This is a genomic window from Dethiosulfatarculus sandiegensis (assembly GCF_000931935.2).
Taxonomy (GTDB): domain Bacteria; phylum Desulfobacterota; class Desulfarculia; order Desulfarculales; family Desulfarculaceae; genus Dethiosulfatarculus; species Dethiosulfatarculus sandiegensis.
In genome coordinates this window covers 72,984-88,889 of sequence record NZ_AZAC01000001.1, presented here as the reverse complement: position 1 = coordinate 88,889, position 15,906 = coordinate 72,984, and the positions used below count along the sequence as shown (strand labels likewise).

Annotated in this window: 20 protein-coding genes; 13 read left to right on the top strand and 7 right to left on the bottom strand. The window is 54.4% G+C overall.

Annotation, left to right across the window (positions count from 1 at the left end):
- Nucleotides 1-157: 157 nt before the first annotated feature.
- The 10 genes from flgB (at nt 158) to X474_RS00380 (ending at nt 8,206) form a co-directional block, all read left to right on the top strand.
- Nucleotides 158-559: a flagellar basal body rod protein FlgB gene (gene flgB, locus X474_RS00425; RefSeq protein ID WP_044346087.1), complete on the top strand. Its 402-nt coding sequence runs from the start codon at nt 158-160 to the stop codon at nt 557-559.
- A 2-nt stretch (nt 560-561) separates the two neighbouring features.
- Nucleotides 562-1,011, top strand: coding sequence for a flagellar basal body rod protein FlgC (gene flgC, locus X474_RS00420; RefSeq protein WP_044346086.1), 450 nt, complete (start codon nt 562-564; stop codon nt 1,009-1,011).
- Nucleotides 1,012-1,026: 15 nt separating this feature from the next.
- The gene (fliE, locus tag X474_RS00415; RefSeq protein WP_052514668.1) at nt 1,027-1,338 is read left to right on the top strand and encodes a flagellar hook-basal body complex protein FliE; all 312 of its coding nucleotides are present in this window, start codon (nt 1,027-1,029) and stop codon (nt 1,336-1,338) included.
- Nucleotides 1,339-1,359: 21 nt separating this feature from the next.
- The gene (gene fliF / locus X474_RS00410; protein WP_052514667.1) at nt 1,360-3,003 is read left to right on the top strand and encodes a flagellar basal-body MS-ring/collar protein FliF; all 1,644 of its coding nucleotides are present in this window, start codon (nt 1,360-1,362) and stop codon (nt 3,001-3,003) included.
- A 19-nt stretch (nt 3,004-3,022) separates the two neighbouring features.
- Complete coding sequence (fliG, locus tag X474_RS00405) at nt 3,023-4,042, top strand: flagellar motor switch protein FliG (RefSeq protein WP_044346085.1); 1,020 nt, start codon at nt 3,023-3,025, stop codon at nt 4,040-4,042.
- Complete coding sequence (locus X474_RS00400) at nt 4,029-4,886, top strand: FliH/SctL family protein (RefSeq protein WP_044346084.1); 858 nt, start codon at nt 4,029-4,031, stop codon at nt 4,884-4,886. The genes fliG and X474_RS00400 overlap by 14 nt, the downstream gene beginning before the upstream one ends.
- Nucleotides 4,887-6,209 carry a FliI/YscN family ATPase gene (locus tag X474_RS00395; RefSeq protein WP_052514666.1) on the top strand — a complete coding sequence of 441 codons (1,323 nt, stop codon included), beginning with the start codon at nt 4,887-4,889 and terminating at the stop codon, nt 6,207-6,209.
- Between the two features lie 10 nt (nt 6,210-6,219).
- Complete coding sequence (fliJ, locus tag X474_RS00390; RefSeq protein ID WP_044346083.1) at nt 6,220-6,663, top strand: flagellar export protein FliJ; 444 nt, start codon at nt 6,220-6,222, stop codon at nt 6,661-6,663.
- Complete coding sequence (locus tag X474_RS00385; RefSeq protein ID WP_044346082.1) at nt 6,663-7,364, top strand: MotE family protein; 702 nt, start codon at nt 6,663-6,665, stop codon at nt 7,362-7,364. Before fliJ ends, X474_RS00385 begins: the two co-directional genes overlap by 1 nt.
- A 164-nt stretch (nt 7,365-7,528) precedes the next feature.
- A complete protein-coding gene (locus X474_RS00380; RefSeq protein WP_156360556.1) occupies nt 7,529-8,206 on the top strand; it encodes an FmdE family protein in 678 nt (225 codons plus the stop codon).
- A 73-nt stretch (nt 8,207-8,279) separates the two neighbouring features.
- Here X474_RS00380 and X474_RS00375 read toward each other — a convergent pair whose 3' ends face one another.
- The 7 genes from X474_RS00375 to X474_RS00345 all read right to left on the bottom strand — a co-directional run bounded on the left by X474_RS00375 (nt 8,280) and on the right by X474_RS00345 (nt 12,250).
- Nucleotides 8,280-8,870 (bottom strand): F0F1 ATP synthase subunit B, encoded by a 591-nt coding sequence (locus X474_RS00375; protein WP_044346081.1) that lies wholly within the window; start codon nt 8,868-8,870, stop codon nt 8,280-8,282.
- Nucleotides 8,867-9,295 (bottom strand): F0F1 ATP synthase subunit B, encoded by a 429-nt coding sequence (locus tag X474_RS00370; protein WP_044346080.1) that lies wholly within the window; start codon nt 9,293-9,295, stop codon nt 8,867-8,869. Before X474_RS00370 ends, X474_RS00375 begins: the two co-directional genes overlap by 4 nt.
- A gap of 105 nt (nt 9,296-9,400) precedes the next feature.
- Entirely contained in the window at nt 9,401-9,649 is a 249-nt protein-coding gene (atpE, locus tag X474_RS00365; RefSeq protein WP_044346079.1) for an ATP synthase F0 subunit C, read from the bottom strand.
- A 75-nt stretch (nt 9,650-9,724) separates the two neighbouring features.
- A complete protein-coding gene (gene atpE / locus X474_RS00360; RefSeq protein WP_197281901.1) occupies nt 9,725-10,942 on the bottom strand; it encodes an ATP synthase F0 subunit C in 1,218 nt (405 codons plus the stop codon).
- A gap of 10 nt (nt 10,943-10,952) precedes the next feature.
- A complete protein-coding gene (gene atpB, locus X474_RS00355; RefSeq protein ID WP_044346078.1) occupies nt 10,953-11,624 on the bottom strand; it encodes a F0F1 ATP synthase subunit A in 672 nt (223 codons plus the stop codon).
- A 3-nt stretch (nt 11,625-11,627) separates the two neighbouring features.
- A complete protein-coding gene (locus tag X474_RS00350) occupies nt 11,628-12,026 on the bottom strand; it encodes an ATP synthase subunit I (protein ID WP_044346077.1) in 399 nt (132 codons plus the stop codon).
- Nucleotides 12,023-12,250, bottom strand: coding sequence for an AtpZ/AtpI family protein (locus tag X474_RS00345; protein WP_197281900.1), 228 nt, complete (start codon nt 12,248-12,250; stop codon nt 12,023-12,025). Before X474_RS00345 ends, X474_RS00350 begins: the two co-directional genes overlap by 4 nt.
- Before the next feature lie 538 nt (nt 12,251-12,788).
- Between X474_RS00345 and X474_RS00340 the strand changes: the two genes are divergently transcribed.
- From X474_RS00340 to X474_RS00330, 3 genes are all read left to right on the top strand, one after another.
- The gene (locus tag X474_RS00340) at nt 12,789-13,001 is read left to right on the top strand and encodes a dodecin family protein (RefSeq protein WP_044346076.1); all 213 of its coding nucleotides are present in this window, start codon (nt 12,789-12,791) and stop codon (nt 12,999-13,001) included.
- 219 nt (nt 13,002-13,220) lie between these two features.
- On the top strand, nt 13,221-13,889 hold the full coding sequence (locus X474_RS00335; RefSeq protein WP_197281899.1) for a 50S ribosomal protein L11 methyltransferase: 669 nt from the start codon (nt 13,221-13,223) through the stop codon (nt 13,887-13,889).
- 467 nt (nt 13,890-14,356) lie between these two features.
- Complete coding sequence (locus X474_RS00330) at nt 14,357-15,904, top strand: 2-isopropylmalate synthase (protein WP_044346075.1); 1,548 nt, start codon at nt 14,357-14,359, stop codon at nt 15,902-15,904.
- The last annotated feature ends 2 nt before the right edge of the window (nt 15,905-15,906 follow it).

Genomic DNA, 15,906 nt, shown 5'->3' with positions numbered 1-15,906 from the left:
TGCCGTCATTTTCTGCCATTTTGGTTCACCTTTTGTAAGTCATTGATTTTATTAACTTAAATTTTCGACATCCCAATCAAGGCTTCAAAAATAATGGCACGCAGCTTGCATTAGCCAGAAGGCAAGCATTAGCTCGACCAATTGACGGAGTAAAAGAATGGGCCTTGACAGATTATTTGACGTAACCACCAACCTGTTGGAAGCAAACCTGGACCGCAGGGCCTTGAAACACAGGCTCACCACCAGGAATCTGGCCAACGTGGACACTCCTAACTTCAGGGGCACTGGGCTCGAGTTTGAAAAACAGCTCAGAACAGCCTTAAACGGGGGCGTGCTTCCGCCGAGCCTGGCCCGTACGAACCCCAAGCACATGCCCTATGAAAAGGAAAAACCCTTTAGCAATGCCAAGCCGGTTTACAAAGACACCGGCCCGGTGCACCTGGACATTGAAATGAGCCGCCTGGCGGAGAACAACATCATGTTCAACGCCATGGTCAAACTTTTAGGCAAAAAATACAACAAATTGAAGACCGCTATCGCCGGGAAGGTAGGAGCCTGATCATGGACCTTTTATCATCCATGGAGATCACCGCAAGCGGCTTAAGCGCCCAGCGCACCCGCTTGAACATCATAAGCCAAAACCTGGCCAACGCCGAGACCACCCGCACTCAGGAAGGTGGGCCCTATCGCAGACGCCTTACCCTTTTCAAGGCCGAACCCTTTGTCAACCATTTGAGGCGTTCCATGGACGTGCCCCCCTATCCCCCGGGAGGGGATCCCAGGCGGGGTGTTTTAGTGGACGGCGTGGCCAAGGATCAAAGCCCCTTTAAAAAGGTCTATGATCCTGCCCATCCCGACGCCGATGCCGAAGGCTATGTGAGCTACCCCAATGTGGATGTGGTCACGGAAATGGTGAACCTGATTAATGCCAGCCGCTCTTATGAAGCAAACGTAACGGCTGTCAACTCCACCAAGAGCATGGCCTTGAAGGCTCTTGAAATAGGCCGCTGAGCAGGAGGATAAACCATGGCCAACTCCACCATATCGGGAATTGACCCCAAAACCCTGCACAGTCTGAACCCTTCGCCCATCCAGGCCGCGTCCCAGGAAAATAAAGGCAAGGGTTTTGTGGACACATTGGTCGATGCTGTTAAAACAGTTGAGAAAAAGGAAGCGGATGCCAACCGGGCCGTACAGGATCTGGCCGTGGGCAATCGCCGCACATTGCATGAGACCATGATCAAGATGGAGCAATCGGAGATTGCCTTCAAAATGATGATGGCGGTCAGGACCAAAGTTTTAAACGCTTATCAAGAAGTTATGCGCATGCATTTCTAGGGTGTCGGGGAACCGTAAGTCATGGCTGAGGCAGAAGAAAAACAAGCTAAGCTGGGTGGTGGCGTAGGCCAGGCCTTCAACGAAATGTCCATGGGCAGAAAATTGGCCCTTATGGGCGCGGCCGCTTTGGTGGTCGGGGGCTTTATCGCCCTTTTGCTTTGGGTCAACAAGCCCACCTATCAAGTCCTTTATTCCGGCCTTTCCGCCAAGGACGCCTCCGGCGTGGTGGAAAAACTAAAGGAACTTAAGGTTCCCTATCAGTTGGAAGGCAGCGGCACCATAGTCAAGATTCCCGACGAAAACCTTTATGAAACCCGCCTGGCCATGGCCAGCGCAGGTCTTCCCCAAAGCGGGGGCGTGGGCTTTGAGATCTTTAACGAGGTCAAAATCGGCACAACAGAGTTCATGCAAAAGGTTAATTACCAAAGGGCGCTTGAGGGCGAGCTGGCCCGCACCATCGCCAGCTTCGCTGAAGTTGACGAAGCCAGGGTTCACCTGGTTCTCCCCAGGGAAAGCCTGTTTATAGAAGACCAGAAAAAGCCCTCAGCCAGTGTGGTGCTCAGGCTGAGCGGCGGCAACAGGCTCAAAAAGCAACAGATAGAAGGTATTGTCTACCTGGTCTCCAGCGCGGTCCCCGACTTGGTGCCGGAAGACGTAACCGTGGTCGACAACAAGGGCAACCTGCTTTACAGAAAAGAAGCGGATACGGAAAACTTCCCAGCCGCCCTTACCGCCAGCCAGCTTGAACATCAAAGGACAGTGGAAAACACCTTAAAGGGCAAGGTCCAGTCCATGTTGGAAGAGGTCCTGGGACCCGGCCGGGCAGTGGTCAGGGTTACCGCGGACATGGACTACACCCAGGTTTCCAGCACCGAACAAAAATTCGACCCGGAACAGGTGGCGGTGCGCTCCGAGACCAGGAGTTCGGAAAAGAACAAAGACGCGGGCCCCCTGCCCCAGGGAGCGCCTGATCAGCGTTTCAACCTTGCCACCAGAAACGCCACCCCTGGAGAAGAAGGGGAAGGCAACCTGACCAGCGAGCGGGAAAACGAGACCACCAACTTTGAGATCAGCAACTCGAGGCGGGTGGTCAGGAAATCCATGGGTGAGATAAAACGGCTCAGCCTAGCGGTCATGGTCGACGGCCCCTACAGCGAAACAACCGGTGCAAACGGTGAAGTAACCCGCACCTTCACCCCCCGCTCAGCCGGTGACATGCAGCAGCTGGAAGGTATTGTACGCCGGGCCGTGGGGTATAATGAACAAAGGGGAGATGAACTGAGCCTGGTGAACGTTCCCTTTGCCCTGCCCGACGGAGTGGGCACTGCCGCGGCCAAGGATTGGCAGGACTACCTGTTTGATTACGCCCGTCCGGCTATGAACGTCCTTCTGGTCCTCTTGTTCTTCCTCTTTGTGGTGAGACCGGTGATGAAGCACCTCTTTGCCAAGCCTGCACCGACCGAAGCAGCCCCGGGAATGGCCCAGCGGGTCGGGCCGGGCGAGGCGCTGCCGCCGGGCGAGGCCGAGGAAATGGCGCCGGAGATGCTGGAGGCCATGGAAGGTCCGCGCAAACTCACTACCAGGGATATGATCCTCACCCTGGCCCAGCAGGACCCGGAAAAGGCGACTGCGGTGCTGAGGGCCTGGATACACGAAGCCACCTGATAAGCCCCGGAGCTTTAGCATGCCAGAGTCTAGCGAAAAAAATTTTTCCGGCGTTCAAAAAGCCGCCATTGTCCTCACCTCCATGGGGGACCAGTTTGCAGCCGAGATGTTCAAACAACTGGATGAATCCGAGATTCGCCAGGTTGGCCTGGCCATGAGCAAACTGGACCAGGTAAACGCCGAGCAGGTGGACAGTCTGCTAAAGGAATACCTGGAAAAACTCAAGAGCGAGATCGGCCCCATGATCGGCGGCGACATGACCGCCCGCCGCGCCCTGGCCATGGCCCTGGGCGAAGACGAAGCCACAAGGCTCCTGGAAGAGATGGACAAGGCCAAAGAGCCGGTTCCCTTTGAGAGAGTCAAAAATGTGGACAGCAAGACCTTGGCCGGCTTCATCAAAAGTGAGCACCCGCAGACCATCGCCGTCATCCTGGCCCACCTGCCCCAGTCCAAGGCGGCCGAGGTGGTCAGGGAACTGCCCGAAAACCTGCAATACGACATTACCTTGCGCTTAAGCAACCTGGAGGTGATTCCCCCGGGTATTGTGGAAGAGGTTATCGATTCGGTCCTGCAAAGGGAGATGCTCAGCACAGAAGGCATGGAGGCCAAGCGCTTAGGTGGTGTGGAGACCGTGGCCGAGATGCTGAACCACGTGGACAAGGCCACCGAAGAGCATATCTTCAGTCGCCTGGAAGAGGACGACCCCGAACTGGCCGAACAGATCAGACAGCTCATGTTCGTCTTTGACGACCTTATCAATGTGGACGACCGCGGCATCCGCACCCTGCTCAAGGAGGTGAGGAACGAAGACCTCACAGTGGCTTTGAAGACCGCCAGCGAAGGGCTCAAGGAAAAAATCCTCACCAATGTCAGTGAACGCGCCGCGGCCATGATCGAAGAGGACCTGGAAGTCATGGGGCCTGTACGCCTAAGCGAGGTGGAGGAATCCCAGCAGAAGATAATCCAGGTGGCTCGCAGGCTGGAAAAAGAAGGCAAGATCGTCATAGGCGGCAAGGGAGGCGAGGATGCCCTCGTCTAATACCAGGGATCAGGCCAGGCCCTTCCAGCTGGAAGAGATGGAATTGCCTCAGTCCTCCCAGTCCAAACAGCCTGCCCAGGCAAACGGACAAGAGGATCTGGACAAGCCCCAGTTCCACCCCCTGTTTTCCGAAACAGTGGAAGAGGATCCCAGGGAAGTCGCCCAAAAAGAGGCCAAGCGGATCACCCAAAAGGCTGAAGCCGCCCTTACCGAAGCCCAGTCGCAGGCCGAACAGATTCGCAAAGACGCCTATGAACAGGGCTATCAGCAGGGGACCAAGGAGGGAATGGCGGCCTGCCAGGCCCGCCTGGAAGCCGCCCTGGACAACCTGAATCGCTCCTTAAACGCCCTGGACCGACTCAAGACCGGCATACTCCACGGCATGGAAAGTGAGGTCCTGGCCCTGATTCTGGCGGTGCTGGACCGCATTTTCCTCACCCCCGAGGCCTTTCCCAAGCACCTGATTCACCAGGTGGTGAGAGAGGCTGTCAATCAATTATCAGAAGCTGAGAAACTCACCGTAAAACTCAGCCAGGCTGATATTACCTTTGTCAAGGAGATACAGCCGGAGCTGCTTCAGCAAACCGAAGAGCTTACCCACCTGAAACTGGTGGCCGATCCAAATCTGCATCCCGGCGATTGCCTGGTTGAAAGCCCGATCTCCAAGGTGGACGCCACCTTGGCCACCAGGCGAAAAAGGGTTATCAGCCTTTTGGAGGAGACGTTTCAGCAGGGCGGTGCCCTGGATCTTGCCGCCGCCCTGGAAAGGGAAAGGCCCGCCCCCAGCCTGCCCGCCGATAATTTTAATCTGGATTCGCCCGATCTGGACCTGGAGGATTGGTAAATGTCTTCCAACCTTCTAGCCCCCTATTTCCAAGCCCTGGAAGATTGCAGACCCTTAGTTATGATGGGCAAGGTAACCCAGGTGGTGGGGCTGGTGGCGGAAGTGATGGGCGCAACCCTGCCTGTGGGGGACGCGGTTTATCTTCACCCCGAGGGGCTGGACCCCATTTTGGGCGAGGTTGTTGGTTTCAAGGGCCAGCGCATGCTGGTGATGCCCTATGCCGACAGCCGGGGCATAAGCCCCGGATGCCCGGTTTCATCGGCGGGCAATGAAGGCATGGTCAGGGTGGGCCCCGGCCTTTTAGGCCGGGTCTTAAACGGCCTGGGGCTTCCTGCCGATGGGGGAGAACCCATTGAGTATGAGTCCCTCTACCCCCTTTACACCGATCCCCCGGACCCCTTCACCAGAAAACGCATCTCAGAGCCGGTGGATGTGGGGGTGCGGGCCATAAACGCCATGCTCACCCTGGGCAAGGGACAGCGCATGGGGATTTTCGCTGGCTCGGGCGTGGGCAAATCCACCCTCATGGGCATGATCGCCCGCCACACCGCCGCCGATGTCAGCGTTATCGGTCTGGTCGGTGAGCGTGGCCGCGAGGTGCGGGAGTTCATGGAACGCGACATGGGCGAAGAGGGAATGAAACGGTCCGTGGTGGTGGTGGCCACCAGTGATCAGCCCGCCCTGGTGCGCATCAGGGCCGCCTACCTGGCCACTGCGGTGGCCGAATACTTCCGGGACCAGGGCAAGGATGTGGTCCTTATGATGGATTCGGTGACCCGTTTTGCCCTGGCCGGCAGGGAAGTCGGCCTCAGTATCGGCGAACCGCCCACCACCAAAGGTTACACACCCAGCGTTTTTGCCCAGTTGCCAAAATTGCTTGAAAGGGCGGGAACCACCAAGGGAGAAGGCTCCATAACCGGCATCTACACGGTCTTGGTGGAGGGCGATGACGTTACAGAGCCTGTGGCCGACGCCATGCGCTCCATTCTTGACGGCCACGTGGTCCTGACCAGGCAGTTGGCTGACCAGGGGCACTACCCGGCCATTGAAATCCAGGGTTCGGTAAGCAGGCTCATGCCCGATGTTAACCCCAAGGAGGTGCTCAAGGCAGGCCGCAAGCTTTTACACCTGATGGCCGCCTATCGGCGCTCCGAAGACCTGATCAACATCGGAGCCTATGCCCAGGGCAGCAACCCCACCATAGACCAGGCCATCAAGCTCATGGGGCCGATTAACGATTTCCTGACTCAGGAGATGGATCAGGGTGTGGACCTCAAGGCCAGCCGAGCCCAGCTCATGGACCTGGCCAGACAGGTAAAATAGGTGATTATAAATGGCGTTTCATTTTAACCTGCAATCCGTGCTTGATCACAGGGCCCACTTGGAAGAGCTGGCCCAGCATGACTTGGCCGCCCGCCAAGCGGTTCTTACGGAATGCAAGGATAGACTGGCCTGGCTGGGAGAGGAGCTGAAAAGGGCCCAAGCCAAGCTGAGGAAAAAAGATACCAAGGGTGTTTCAGCCAACGAATTTGTGATGGCTAATGAGTACTCCACAGTGCTAAGGTTGCAGGCGCTTGCCCAAAAGGCCAAGATGCCGATGCTTGAAGCCGATGTAGAACAGGCCAGGTTGAAACTGGTTGAAGCGACCAAAGACAGAAAGGCCTTGGAACTTTTAAAGGAAAAACACAAGGCCAGGTTTCTGCGCCAGGAACTCCTGGCAGAGCAACGCATATTGGACGAAGTTGCCATTAGTGCGTATTCCCGGAGAGAACAGTAATGAAAAAATTCGGTGCACAGTCTCTTTTGACCCTGGGGCTTTTGGTAAAGGCGGTGGCCATTGTTTTGGCTATTTTTGTGGCCTGGCCGATAATCACCGCAAGCACCACTGAAGTCGCCGCCCAGGAGGAGGCCCGGGATCAAGAGAAAAAAACCGAAGATATGGCTGATAAAGCCGCTGATCTGCGCCAGGATGTAGCCGAAGCCAAACCCGGCCCGGCCACACAGGGACTGACGCCCCAGGCCCCGGTTGATCCCCGAATCAATGCCCTTTTAGATTCCAAACGCAGGGAACTGGAGTTGGAAGAAAACCGCATCAAAAGGGAAAGGGAAGATCTGGAACGCCTCAGGGAAGAGGTGGAACGCCGCATTAAAGAGCTGAAAAAGGTTCAGTCCGCATTGGAGGAACTGGTAAGCGCAGCGCAAAAGCAAAAGCGAAAGCGCATCCAGCAGTTGGTAAAAGTACTTTCCAACATGCGGCCTGGACCTGCAGCCAAGGTTGTGGAAAAACTGGACGACCACATGGCCGTGGAGATCTTCAAACTCATGCAGGGCCGTATTGCGGGTAAGGTCATGGCTAACTTAAACCCCCAACAGGCCGCGCGTATAGGCGCCCTTTTAACCAAAGACAAAGAATCAAAAGAAGCCGCCAGGCTTGCCAGGGAGGCTGCAGAAGCGGCCATTGGTCCCCAAAAAAACTGACTTTCCGCCTTATAAAAAAAACAATTCAGACCAGATCAAACACTTTTGTTTGCTAACAATTCTTGGCTTGCAGCCCTTTTCGTGTTACATGTTAAAAAAAGCATATAAAATAGAAAACCATGCCTGCGATACTAAGTGGCATCTTTTTGCGACAGGGGGGCCAAGTGAATTTTTTTGATGAAATGTTGGAATCCTCAGCCAGGGCCCACGGCCATTTGTGCGCGGGCCAGGTGATAGGGGTGCGCATGTCTTTTTTGGGCATGAGCCTTTTGGGTTTTGACTTGCCTCTTAAGCTCAGCGACCTGAAAAAACTGATCGTATATGTTGAAATGGACCGTTGCGCAGCAGACGCAGTGGCCCATACCACCGGGGTCAAGCTCGGCAGAAGATCCTTGAAATACAGGGATTATGGAATCATGGCCGCAACCTTCTTCAATATGGAGACAAAAGAAGCTTTTCGCATCATCTCCACCGAAGAGGCCAGGGATATGGTAGACGAATACGCGCCCAAACACCTGCCCAAGGGAGAAAAGCAACTGGCCGCCTATAAGGCCATGCCGGACAGCATTTTATTTTCCGTGCAAAAGGTGGATCTGCGCCTGAGCGACTTTGATATGCCAGGGCACACAAGGCGCAAGGTTATCTGCGAAGAGTGCGGCCAGATGGTGCGGGACCATAAGGAAGTCGTGGTAAACGGACGTGTATTGTGCCAACCCTGCGCCCAAGGGGCCTATTTTAAAAATCCCCGTCCCCTGACCTGGGATCAGGAAGACCTCTCCAGGGCCTCGGCCAACTCCAGACAAAAACAGCTCCGCCAAAAACCTAATTTCAAAATCGCCTGATCTTGCCAAAAAAAAGGGTTTGCCCCGGCAAAATGGGCAAACCCTGGTTCTGACTTTTTCGGTTTTCTTTAACTCAAGCCACCTTGGCCTGCTCTGACACCTGTGATTTGAACTGATCCAACATCAGGGACTGATCCTTGGAATTTATATTTTCCCTGATCTTTTGAGTCGCCAGATCCGCCGCTTCCTTGAGCATTTCATCGGCCAATTCCGATTTGGCCTCCCTGAGCAACTGCTCGGACCAGAGACCGGCCCGCTCCACAATAAGCCCGGTTTCACGCTTGGCGTCTTCCAGCAGTTCCGTGCGTTCCCTTTGGGCCACATGCTCAAGCTTGACCTGGTAATCTTCCAACTCCGCAGCAAGCTGGCTGGTCTTGGCTTCCAGGGCCTCTTTATCCGCAATCAGTTTGGCCTTTTGCTCTTCCAGCTCTTTTAATTCCTTTTGGATCGTATCCTTTTGGCCACTCAAAAAATCAAGCAGGGGTTGCTTGCCAAATTTGTAGATGGCAAATGCCAGTATTAAAAAATTCAGAATCCGCCAGCTGTATGCCCACCAGATTCTAAAGGTGGAAGGTGGCTCCATCTTGGCAGCCAGGGCGGGCTCTGCGACCAGCACAAGCGCACCCATGACCAACATACACAGGGTGACTGTTGTGTTTTTCACGAGACCTCCCTGCCCAATATTGTGCTGGCCATCCTGAGCGCCACGTTCTGCGCTTCCTTGCTGATATCGCGACGCGCCTGGCTGACCTCTTCCTGAATCTTACTCCGAATCTCATCCTCACGGGCTCTGGCCTTTTGATGGGCGTCCTGAATCAAGGCTAAAGCCTCTTCTTCAGTAGCGTCTTTCATCTCGGCCAGCCGCACCCGCACCTGAGCCCGGCCCTTTTTCAGATCATCCCAATAGGCCTCTTCCCGGGATCTGTTATCCTCTTCGATCTCCTCGACTTCGATCTGGGAATGGCTTATCTGAGTTTCCCGCTGGGCCGTAATCTTCCTTATGGGCCGGTACATAAGCCGGTTCATTATGAAGATCAGCACGAGTAGATTAATGATCTGCACGATCAAAGTGGCATTTATGCTAATCATCCGCCACAGCCTCCACGCGGGTAATATTTCTTAAAGACCGGTTTACTAAACCAGAGGCAACCTCCCCGGTCAGGGGGTTTACCTCTTTTCAGTCTTTAAACTTTTTTAAACCACAAAGATCAAAAGCAGGGCAACCACCAAAGAGTAAATGCCGGTGGACTCACTGACCGCCTGGCCCACCAACATGGTCCTGGTCAACAAACCGGCTTCCTTGGGGTTTTTGCCAATGGCCTCACAGGCCTTACCGGCTGCAAAACCTTCACCCACACCGGGGCCCACGGCTCCCAAGCCCATGGCAAGTCCAGCACCCAACAAAGCTGCCGCCCGCACCAAGTCCGCGCCTTCTATGGCCATGTCACTGCCTCCTTAAAATCATCTATCTGGAAAAAATTTTTCTACTATTCCATTAACCGCAGGTTTTTTGACCCGCTAGATTACAAACAAAAGCAAAAGCGAAACGATCAAAGAGTAAATACCGGTTGATTCGCTGACCGCCTGGCCGACCAGCATGACCCTGGTCAGAAGAACATTCTGTTTCACATCCCTGGCAATACGGCGCACGGTATAGGCCGCAGCCAGGCCCTCGCCCACTCCGGGTCCGATGCCGCCAAACCCCATACAAAGACCGGCGGACAAAGGAGCCACCCAGGCTGTCATGGTGTGGGACTCCTCCAAGGGGATGAACAATAATACCAGGCTGACCAAAAACCCATAAATAACAGTACTTTGTGCAACTGTCTGTCCGATCAGCATAGTGGTGGTCACAGGGCCCGCCGATTCGGGCATTCTGGCCACGCCTTCGGAGGCCTCGCCCGCTGTCAATCCGTTGCCCACCCCGGGGCCAATGGCCGAAAGTCCGGTGGAGAGGCCCGCACCAAGCAAGGCGGCCCAGGTGGGCCAGGCCGGGCGAGTGGACCAGTCAATGAAAAGAAGCATGAAAGCCACGACCATGCCGAAAATGGCAGGGGTCTGGCTAACAGCCGAACCGATAAGCATGTTTGTGCGCACCTGAGTGGCGGCGGAAGGCTGCCGGGCAATACCCGCAGTGGAAGAGCCCGCCGGTATACCGGAACCGGCCCCCGAACCAATCGCCGCCAGACCGATGCTTAAGCCCGCGCCCAAAAGGGCTGCCCAGCCGGGCCAGAACGGCTGATAGCTGAAATCCACGAACATCAGCATAAAGGCCACGACCATGCCGAAAATGGCGGGGGTCTGGCAAATGGCCGAACCTATAAGCATGTTTGTGGTGAGCTGGCCGCCGGTTTTCGGGTTGTCGGCCAACCCCTGACAGGCCTCGGCCGCAGGCAGGCCGGAGCCCAAGCCGCTTCCGATGGCCGCCAGACCCATGGCCAGGCCGCTGCCTATAAAGGCAAAGGCCTTGATCAATTCCAGGCCTTCAGTATTGGTAAAGGCCAAGAGCATTGCTATAACCAGGGCGAAAATGCCTGCTGATTCGGCCACCGCCTGTCCGATGAGCATGGTTTTCAGTATTTGGCCGGACATCTCGGGGTTCTTGCCGATGGCCTGGGAGGCCCTGCCGGCTGCATAACCCTCACCAAGGGCAGCGCCGATGGCACCGAACCCCACGGCAAAGGCCGAACCTATAAACGCCGCCGCCTGCACCCAGATATCACTTGTGAAATCCATGAACCGGCACCTACTTTGTCTGAACTGAAATGTAGACCAACGTCAGCATGGTAAACACGAAGGCCTGTATTGTTCCCACAAATATCCCGAAAAAGGCATTCAAAAAGGGAGGTAAAAGCAAATCATAAACCAGATTGCCCACCACCATAATGATGATGGAGCCTCCCATTATGTTGCCGTAGAGACGAAAAGATATGGAGACCACCTTGGATAGTTCGCCGACTATGTTCAAAGGAGCCATGAAGAACATGGGCTGGACGTATTCGCTTAAATACGCCTTTATACCCTTGGCCTTGATCCCGGCGTAATGAGATATGACAAAACCCAAAAGGCCGTAAGCCAAGGGCGTATTCAGATCCTTGGTGGGTTCGCTTAAAAACGGTATCACCCCCAGCATGTTGCTGAGCCAGACAAAGAGGAAGATGGTTATGATCATGGGGAAGTAATGTCTATTGCTTTCATCAAGGGCATCGTTGACCAGGCCTTCAAAGGCGGCAACCATGACCTCGGCCAAGGTCTGATAGGGGCCGGGCAATATACTGATCTTCCTGGTGGCCAAAATTCCGAACAGAATGATCACCGCCATTACGATCCACGACATGATCAGGGTTTCGGAGTTCAACTCCAGGGTAACCCCGCCAATCTCCAGGACCCATTTGGGTATATTGGTCAGATCCTGCACTGTTTACCCACTCCCGGAGGCTTTCGCCACCAACCAATCCGGCAAGAAATGATTAACCACCAAGCAGACTTGAACAGCAAATAGCCCAGGCACGCAGGCGTATATGGAAAATGTTTGGGGAAAGGAGATGCTGACGGCCAAGGCTGCGCCCATGACTGCGAAACGGATGATAATAGAAAAGAGACTTAAAGCTTCCGCCCTGCCTCTTTTCACACCTAAAAGGCGGGGCAAGAAAGACGCCATCATAAAAAAATTGAGTACTGAAGCCAGGGATCCCAAGGCAAAGCCCTTTGCCCAGGTGGTATACCCCAATCCCACCAAGATCAGGGATAGGGCCACGGCCAGAAGCAGGGTCTTTCGGATAACGTCTTTTACAAACGCTTTTTGGGGTTTGTCTTTCACTCGTCCCGTCCGCTTTGCGAGTTGCTGTCATCTTTGGCGCTGGTGTCATCCAGCGCCATGATCTGCCGGTAAACGGTGTAACCGCCACCGGCCACACCAAGGAGAATAAAAACCGTAATGAACAGTCCCTTGGTGCCAAGCCATTCGTCAAGCCAGTAGCCGACCGCGAAACACAAGAGCAGAGAGCCCGCAAAAGTTAGCCCCACTTGTGTAACGAGAGCCAAGTGATCCCAAACAGCTCTGGGGGGCTTTTCAAGCATCGCTCCCAGAAGCTCCTTAATTTATCAGCTAATTTTAAAATTCTTGTCCTATTGCTTCGCCACTTTTAACTCCTAGTAAAATTTGTGTCAAGGCAAAAGTGCAATTAGGCACAAACCTATTAGATTAACTCTTGCCGTGTGAAAAGCCGCTGTGATAGCCTGACGCATACATTTATAAATTGAAATTTTATACCACAAATCCCGCTTTTCGCCCGGGAAACAGACAAATGCGGTTAACTAGTTTGAATTACTTGATATGGATTCCAGGGATTGAATTTGGGCCTATAAAGGCTCGCAAAAAATTCTCACAGCCATTTGGGCAGGTTATTTGAATTAATATAATTTATTAAATATAACCCATGGGTATAATTTTACACCCTGAACCGCCCAAGGCCCTTTGGACCAAAAAACGGGGGAACAATCGCGGATTATCGCGTCTTTTTAAACCTGATTCAAAAAAGGCGGCCATTATTCCACACCGCCGGAGACAAAAGAGGCAATCATGAGTGAAAAACGCGTTGCAAGGGTTACAGACATTATCGCTTCCAGCCCCATTGGTTTTGACGACGCCATCAAGGTGGGTTTTGAACGTGCCAGCCGCACCTTAAGGGGCATCACCGGCATCAGGGTTCTGGAGCAGCGCATAGCAGTGGATAGCAACCAGATAGCCGAATACCGGGTGCGCCTGGAGGTCATTTTCATACTGGAGTCCTAACTCACTGGCGCGTCCGCCCTTTTTGGCTAGCCCTGGCGCATACTGCGGGTTTACTCTATTATTGCCTTCATGAAAAAGGCTCCCTACGAACACCTGCACATATACGAAATTGCAGGGGACGCTAGAAAAGCGCTTAAAACACCGCCGGCCGAGTATCTGGGATTGTGGCTTGAAGGTGACAGCAGTTTTGTGTTCTTTTCCCGGCCTGTGGAAAATTACATGGATACTCTGTTGGCCTCGGATCAAAGCCTCAAACTGCTGGATCGCCACTATCTGACCTATGAGGACTGGCAGGGCGGCATGGAGCTTGAGCCCTTGGTGGTGATGGATCTGGCTGTGGTTCCCGCCTGGGAACCCAGCCTTCCCGGCTCCTTCGCAGGCAAACTCTTAAAGCTTGATCCGGGCCTGGTGTTTGGCAACGGGCTGCACCCGACCACCAGGCATTGTCTGGAATTTTTAGGACAAAGGGCAAAAGCCGCTCCCTTGGGCAGGGTCACGGACCTGGGCTGCGGAACCGGCATTTTGGGCATAGCCGCCTGCCTCTGGGGGGCGGAATCCCTTCTGGCCGTGGACCTTAATCCGCTATGTATAAAAACCACCCAGGCCAATGCCGAACTTAACCAGGTGGAAGCACAGGTGGAGGAAGGCCCTGCCGCAGACTATCTTGCCAACCCGGCCGAGGTGGTTCTGGCTAATATCCACTGGGAGATTCAAAGGGATCTCTGGCAGGACCGATCCCTTTTAGAGGGCAAAAAAGATCTTATCCTGAGCGGCGTCACCAGAAGTCAGATAGGGCCTTTAAAAGACCTGATAACCGCCAGGGGCTATAAAATAGAACAGGAAAAACAGGCGGAAGACACCTGGTTCACCATCTGGTGCCGGACCTGATCTTCATTTCCCCCCAACCTTGGCTTCGCACCGCCCATTTTAGCCAACACATCATTTTTTTTAATTATTTCAGTCTTCCCCCTATATAAAGGCCCGGAGAAAGCATCACCATGACCTGAAGGCCTGTTTTTTGTGAATTTTTTGAAAAAATCTTTGTAAAAACAAGAATAATATTTTAAGTTACTCCTCCATGCCGCCTCGGTTTGCTCGGTTATGGGAGGAGTTACCGGCACATCACCATAGGCGGTCCAAAATCCTTACCTGCAGGTTTTTATACTCACGTAAGTGAGAGGATTATCGCAGGGTGAAGACCGCGCACATATTTGCGTAAGCCTGAAAGCGCTTTGCTATGGATGTATACGCCCGATTCCATATGGGGGCGGCAATCCAAGGCAAAGGCCCGGCCTTTCGGCCAAGCCCAACTCTTACAGGCAAGGATTGCACAAGACAAAGGACAGTTCCGTGCAATGTCCAGGGATACTGTGCAGGTGAAAAGGTCTGTTTCCATCTTTGACACCACCTTAAGGGATGGTGAACAAATGCCCGGACTTGCCTTTTCCCTCACCGACAAGCTGAGCATAGCCAAAAAACTTGACCAGTTGGGCGTGGCCGTGATCGAAGCGGGTTTTCCGGCCAATTCCGAACAGGAAAAGGAAGCTGTGGCCAAAGTCGCCCAAGAGGTTTCCTGCCAGGTATCCGCCATGGCCCGGGTTGTGCCCAAGGATATTGACCCGGCCCTGGAAAGTGGAGCGCAGATGGTGAATCTTATCGCCTCCACCAGCCAAATCCAGATGGCCCGTCAATCGGGTGTGGATTACGAACAGACCCTTTTGGCCATAGCAAAGTCGGTAAAAGCGGTCAAGGCGGCTAAACGTACGGCCATGTTCACTCCCATGGACGCCACCCGCACGGAACCGGATTTTTTACGGAAAGCCTGTCTGACGGCGGAAAAGGCGGGCGCGGACTGGATCGCCATTACCGACACGGTGGGAATCGCACGACCGGCGTTTATCAGGCAACTGGCAGCAATGGTTAAAAAAACGGTGACAGTCCCCCTGGCCATACATTGCAAAAATGACTTTGGCCTGGCCGTTGCCAACACCCTGGCCGGAATAGAGGCGGGGGCCGAAATGGCCCAAGTGTGTTTAAACGGCCTGGGAGAAAGGGCGGGCAATGCGGCCCTGGAAGAAGTTGTCATGGCCCTTACCTGTCTGGAAGAGATTGACACGAAAATAAACACCAGGCTGCTTTATCCGGCCTGCCGATTGGTGGAGCGCATAAGCCAGGCGGCCGTGCCCCGCAACAAGGCGGTGGTTGGGCAAAACGCCTTTACCCATGAAAGCGGCATCCATGCGACCGGGGTTATCAAAGACAGCCGCACCTTTGAACCGGCGCTCATGACCCCTGAAATGGTGGGGCACAGCCGCAGATTGGGAGTGGGCAAGCACACCGGGAAAAAGGGTTTGGCAAGGGTGCTTTCCGAAGCGGGACTTGAACCCGAGCCGCAAGAGCTTATGGAAATATACAATCAAGCCCGGGCCATTACATCCAAGGGCAAGCAACTGCTCAACTCGGACCTTTTTGCCCTGGCCGAAAGTGTGATGCAAAAGAACCGGCCTCCGGCCCGGGCTGTGCTGCTTGAACAGCTGGTGGTGACCACCGGCGACCAGATCGCCCCCACAGCCAGTGTGCAGGCCAAGGTTCACGGCAAAACCCGCATAGAGGCCCAAGTCGGCGTGGGGCCGGTGGACGCAGCCTTTTGCGCGGTTAAACGCATGCTGGGCAAAGACTCGGGCATGGAGATCACGGAATACTATGTCAATGCCGTCTCCGGCGGCTCGGACGCCACGGTCCGGGTGCAGGTAACCGTGGAAGACCAGGAAACAACCAACCGCATAAGTGCAAGCAGCGCTCATTTGGATATCGTCATGGCAAGCGTGGATGCGCTTGTCACCTGTATAAATCACCTGATTCGCCTCAAGGGCGAAACCATAACCAGGAAGGAGAATAGCTGACC